General features: G+C 71.7%; 4 protein-coding genes. All 4 read left to right on the top strand.

The features are described from left to right. The first annotated feature begins 172 nt into the window (after positions 1 to 172). Positions 173 to 1,150, top strand: a complete 978-nt coding sequence (locus HCN56_RS23550; protein WP_312871403.1) for a carbohydrate ABC transporter permease — start codon at positions 173 to 175, stop codon at positions 1,148 to 1,150. Further along, entirely contained in the window at positions 1,147 to 1,965 is an 819-nt protein-coding gene (locus HCN56_RS23545) for a carbohydrate ABC transporter permease (protein WP_167974358.1), read from the top strand. Before HCN56_RS23550 ends, HCN56_RS23545 begins: the two co-directional genes overlap by 4 nt. Before the next feature lie 199 nt (positions 1,966 to 2,164). Continuing rightward, positions 2,165 to 3,565: an ABC transporter substrate-binding protein gene (locus HCN56_RS23540; protein WP_167974356.1), complete on the top strand. Its 1,401-nt coding sequence runs from the start codon at positions 2,165 to 2,167 to the stop codon at positions 3,563 to 3,565. A gap of 177 nt (positions 3,566 to 3,742) precedes the next feature. Continuing rightward, positions 3,743 to 4,948: sensor histidine kinase (locus tag HCN56_RS23535; protein ID WP_245246937.1), on the top strand; the 1,206-nt coding region annotated here is incomplete at its 3' end.

Here is a 4,948-nt window from a genome sequence, read left to right as displayed (position 1 = left end):
GGCCGGCCCGTCCCGCGGCCCACCTCCCCGGGCCCGGGACGGCCGGCTGCTCGTGCTGTCGACCGCGGGGCGCGACGGCACGGACGCACGACACCGGCGGTGTGAACAGAGTTGGCGCCCGATTCTCCTCAGGGGATTGACGCCTTCACCTTGGCTGTACATGCTGCCTGCCGTGCCCACATCAACAACCGAGGCCGTGACCGGCGCGGATGCCGCCGCCGACCCGGCCACGTCCGCCCGCCGACGGCGCGCACCGAGCGCCGACCGCGCTTCGGGACCGCGCCGGGAAACCCTGCTCGCCTGGGGGTTCCTCGCCCCCTCGATCGCCGTCTTCGCCCTCTTCCTGCTGTATCCGCTCGGCCGCACCGTCTACCTGTCGATGCACGGCAACGACATCATCGGGCGCCCCTCCCGGTTCGTCGGACTGAGCCACTTCCAGGAGATGTTCTCCGCGGAGTTCGGCAAAGTCCTCGTCGTCACCGCGCTGTTCACCCTCGGCGTCGTCATACCGGGCGCCATCGGCGCCCTCGCCGTCGTGCTGCTGCTGGAGTCGCAGGTCCGCGCGCAGCGGTTCTTCCGAAGCGCCTTCGCCCTGCCGTTCGCCTTCTCCGTCGCGAGCGCCTCGGTCATCTTCGCCGTCTTCTACAACCCCGCCAGCGGCGTCCTCAACGGCCTGCTCCACCAACTCGGGCTCGGCCAGGTCGCCTGGTTGACCAGCACCGACATGGCGCTGATCTCGATCTGCCTCACCACCGTCTGGATGAACCTCGGCTACGGCGTGCTGATCCTTGCCGCCGGTGTCGGCTCCATCCCCCGCGAGGTGAACGAGGCGGCGCTGCTCGACGGCGCGGCCGGCGTGCGGCGCGCCTGGTGGATCACCGTCCCGCTCCTCGGCCCGCAGCTGTTCTTCCTCGTCGTCATCTCGACGATCAACGCGCTCCAGGGGTTCGGCCAGATCCACATCCTCACCCAGGGCGGACCCGTCGGATCGACCACCACCCTCGTCTACTCCATCTACCAGCTGGCCTTCGCCCACGGCACCAGTGACTTCGGCCGCGCCAGCGCGCAGGCGCTGGTCCTGCTGCTGATGGTGCTGATCTGCACCGCGGTCCAGTTCGGCGTCATCGAACGGAAGGTGCACTACTCATGAGGATCACGCTCGGCCGCGTGCTGGTCTACGTGGTGCTGCTCCTGGCGCTGGTCCCGGTGCTCTTCCCCGTCTACTACGTTTTCGCCGGCACCTTCATGGAGCCGCGGGAGCTGTCGCGGTTCCCGCCGCAGCTCCTTCCCACCGGGTTCCACCTGGACAACATCCAACGCGTGCTGGACGCCGTCCCGTTGATGCGGATGTACGGCAACTCGCTGATCATGGCGGGCATCATCACCGTCGCGCAGCTGGCGACCTCGGTACTGGCCGCCTACGCCTTCGTCTTCCTCCGCTTCCGGGGCAGCGCCGTCGTCTTCGCGCTGTTCCTCTCCACGCTGATGGTGCCGGGCGAGGCCACCTTCATCCCCAACTACCTGACGCTCTCCGGCTGGGGGCTGCACAACAGCTACCTCGGACTGGTACTGCCGTTCCTCGCCTACGCGTTCGGCACCTTCCTGCTGCGGCAGAGCTTCAAGCAGTTCCCGCTCGAACTGCGTGACGCCGCCCGGGTCGACGGCATGGGGCACCTGCGGTTCCTGTGGACGATCCTGCTGCCGCTCAGCAAGCCCGCGCTCAGCGCGGTCGGCGTCTACGTCTTCATCAGCTCCTGGAACATGTACTTCTGGCCGCTGATCATGACCCGCACCACCGACATGCAGACGCTGCAGATCGGCCTCAACAGCCTCAAGAACGCCGAGGCCGCCAACCCCGGCCTCTGGCTGGCCGGCGCCGCGCTCTCGGTGCTGCCGACCCTCGCCCTGGTCGTCTTCGGCCAGCGCTTCATCGTCCGCGGCCTGACGGCGGGCGCGGTGAAGTGACCCGGACGGGCCGCCCCACCGCGGCCCGCCACCCGGCCGACCGGCCACCACTGACGCACCTCCGACGCACACCCGACGCGACACCACCGCGCGGGCGCCCACGGGCGCGCCCGCGCCCGTCCCCGCGCCGACCCCGTCCCGGGGACGCCCACGGCACGACCGAAGAGCACACGACCGAAGAGAAACGGACCACGCCACCATGACGCTCCGCAGCCGCTCCGCCGCAGTCGCCGCCGGCGCCTCGATAGCCCTGCTCCTCAGCGCCTGCTCCACCGACGACACCGGCGGGGGAGGCGGCGGTGCCTCCGCCTCCGACGTCCCCGGCGCCGAGGTGCTGGACGACCTCGACGAGGCGGTCGAGGTCGAGTTCTGGCACAGCATGGACTCCACCAACGGCCAGGTCCTCAACGGACTGATCGACGAGTTCAACGCCGAGAACGAGGGCCGGGTCCGCGTCACCGGCACCTTCCAGGGCGACTACGACACCACCCTCGCCCAGCACCGCGCCGCCATCCAGCAGGGCGACACCGCCAACCTGATCATGGTCTACGACCTCGGCACCCAGTTCATGATCGACTCCGGTCAGACCGTCCCCGCCCAGGCCTTCGTCGACAAGGACGAGTACGACACCGGCTCGCTGGAGGACGCCCTCCTCAACTACTTCACCGTCGACGGCGACCTGCGGTCCTTCCCCTTCAACAACTCGACCCCGCTGATGTACATCAACCGGGACGCGTTCGAGGAGGCCGGCCTCGACCCGGACACCCCGCCGAAGGACCTCGCCGAGATCCGCGAGTACGCCGAGGCGCTCACCGTCACCAGCGAGGACGGCCAGGTCGAGCAGTACGGCTTCGGCGCCGCGGTCTACGGCTGGTTCGTCGAGCAGTTCATGGCGCGCGCCGCCGTCCCGTACTGCGACAACGGCAACGGCCGCGAGGGCCGCGCCGAGGAGGCGCTGTTCAACGACCCCAAGGTCGTCGAGGTCGTCGAATGGTGGCAGTCCATGATCGACGACGGGCTCGCCGTCCAGCTCGGCCGCTCCACCGACGACGCCCAGGCCGCCTTCACCTCCGGTCGGGCCGCCATGACGCTGGAGTCCACCGGCTCCCTCGGCGGGTTCCTGGAGCAGTCCGACTTCGAGGTCGGCGCCGGCTACTTCCCGCTGGTCTCCGCCGACGACCCGGGCGGCTCGATCATCGGCGGCGCCTCGCTCTGGATCAACGGTGAGGGCCACAGCCAGGAGGAGGTCCGCGGCTCCTGGGAGTTCGTGCAGCACCTCCTCACCCCCGAGTCGCAGTCCGTCTGGCACGCCGGCACCGGCTACCTCGCCGTCAACACCGAGGGCTACGACGGCCCGGAGGCCCAGGAACGCGCCACCCAGTTCCCGCAGTTCGCCGTCGCCGCCGCCCAGCTCGCCGACTCCGAGACCAGCGTCAACACTGCCGGCTGCATGATGGGCGTCATGTCCGACGCGCGCGTCGCCGCCGAGGAGGGCTGGGAGGCCGCCCTCACCACCGACGACACCCCCGAGGCCGCGCTGACCCGCTCCAAGGAGTCCCTGCAGCGCAAGATCGACGAGTACAACGACTCCGTCGGCTGACGCAGCCGCCCGTCCCGTGGTGGTGGCCCCGGCGCCCGCCGGGGCCACCACCACGCGCAGCCCCCCGCCCGCCGCCGCGGCGAAGGGCGGGGACGGGCCGGCCGTCGTGTCGTCGTGTCGTCGTGTCGTCGTGCGCGGACCCTACAGCGGGCGCCACCGCTGGGCTAAGGTCCGGCCATGCCGCTCCGGATGCGACGACGCACCTCCACCGTGGGGGAGACCACCGCGGTGCTCGACGCCGTGCACGAGATCGGCGAGCACCTCGGCGACGGCCTGCGCGGCCGCGGCACCCCCGCCGCCACCCGCCGCCTCCGCACCCTCCTCCACGCCGAGACCGTCGTTCTCGCCGACCTCGAACAGCCACTGGCGATATCCGGCCGCGTCCCCGACACCGAGGAACTGGCCGCCGTCCTCGCCCGCACCTTCGAACACGGCGCGACCGCCCGGCACGCCCGCTGGACCGCCGTACCGCTGCTGGTGGACGGCGAACTCACCGGCGCCCTCGCCGCCACCGGCTCCGGCGCCGCCGACCTGGAAGCCGCGGGCCGCCTCGTCACCCGCTGCCTCGACCACTCCGCGCTGCGCCGCTCCCGCGCCCGCATCGCCCAGGCCGAGCTCCGCACGCTGCGCGCCCAGATATCGCCGCACTTCCTGCACAACGCCCTCGCCGTGATCGCCGCCCGCATCAAGGCCGACCCGCCCCGCGCCCGGACCCTGCTCAACGACTTCGCCGACTACCTGCGGTACAGCTTCTCCCACCAGGGCGACTACGCGACCGTCGCCGCCGAGCTGCAGGCCACCCAGACCTACCTGGAACTGCAGCGCGCCCGGTTCGACGACCGCATGGAGATCACCGTGCGCATGGCGCCGGAGATCCTGCCGGTGGCCATGCCGTTCCTGGTCGTCCAGCCCATCGTCGAGAACGCCGTCCGCCACGGCCTCGAACCCCGCCCCGGCCCCGGCACCGTCACCGTCTCCGGCTTCGGCGAGGGGCCGCTGTGCGTCATCGTCATCGAGGACGACGGCGTCGGCATGGACCCCGACCAGGCCCAGGCCATCCTCGCCGGTGCCTGGCAGCGCCCCGTGACCGAGGAGGCCGGTGCCGGCGTCGGCCTCGCCAACGTCGACCGGCGGCTGCGCACCGTCTACGGCCCCGAGTACGGCCTCGTCATCGAGACGGCGCCCGGCCTCGGCACCAAGGTCGTCATCCGGGTCCCGCGCTTCATGCGCGGCGTGCAGGCCGCCGGCGGGCTGCACGCCGGTCGGGCCCGCCCCGCCGGCCGGGCCGCCCGCGGCGGACACCCCGCGGACCCGGCGGTGGGGTGGGCGCGAGGGCAGGCTCACCGGGCCGTCCTCGCTGCTCGTCCCGTACCGCCGCCAGCA

The organism is Streptomyces lonarensis, from assembly GCF_012033735.1.
Taxonomy (GTDB): domain Bacteria; phylum Actinomycetota; class Actinomycetes; order Streptomycetales; family Streptomycetaceae; genus Streptomyces; species Streptomyces lonarensis.
The sequence above is the reverse complement of the archived record's forward strand: the minus strand, read 5'-3'. Positions and strand labels throughout refer to the sequence as shown.

Excerpts from the sequence above, each read along its gene's own strand:
- HCN56_RS23540 (WP_167974356.1), top strand. The coding sequence starts at position 2,165 with ATGACGCTCCGCAGCCGCTCCGCCGCAGTCGCCGCCGGCGCCTCGATA.
- HCN56_RS23545 (WP_167974358.1), top strand. The coding sequence starts at position 1,147 with ATGAGGATCACGCTCGGCCGCGTGCTGGTCTACGTGGTGCTGCTCCTG.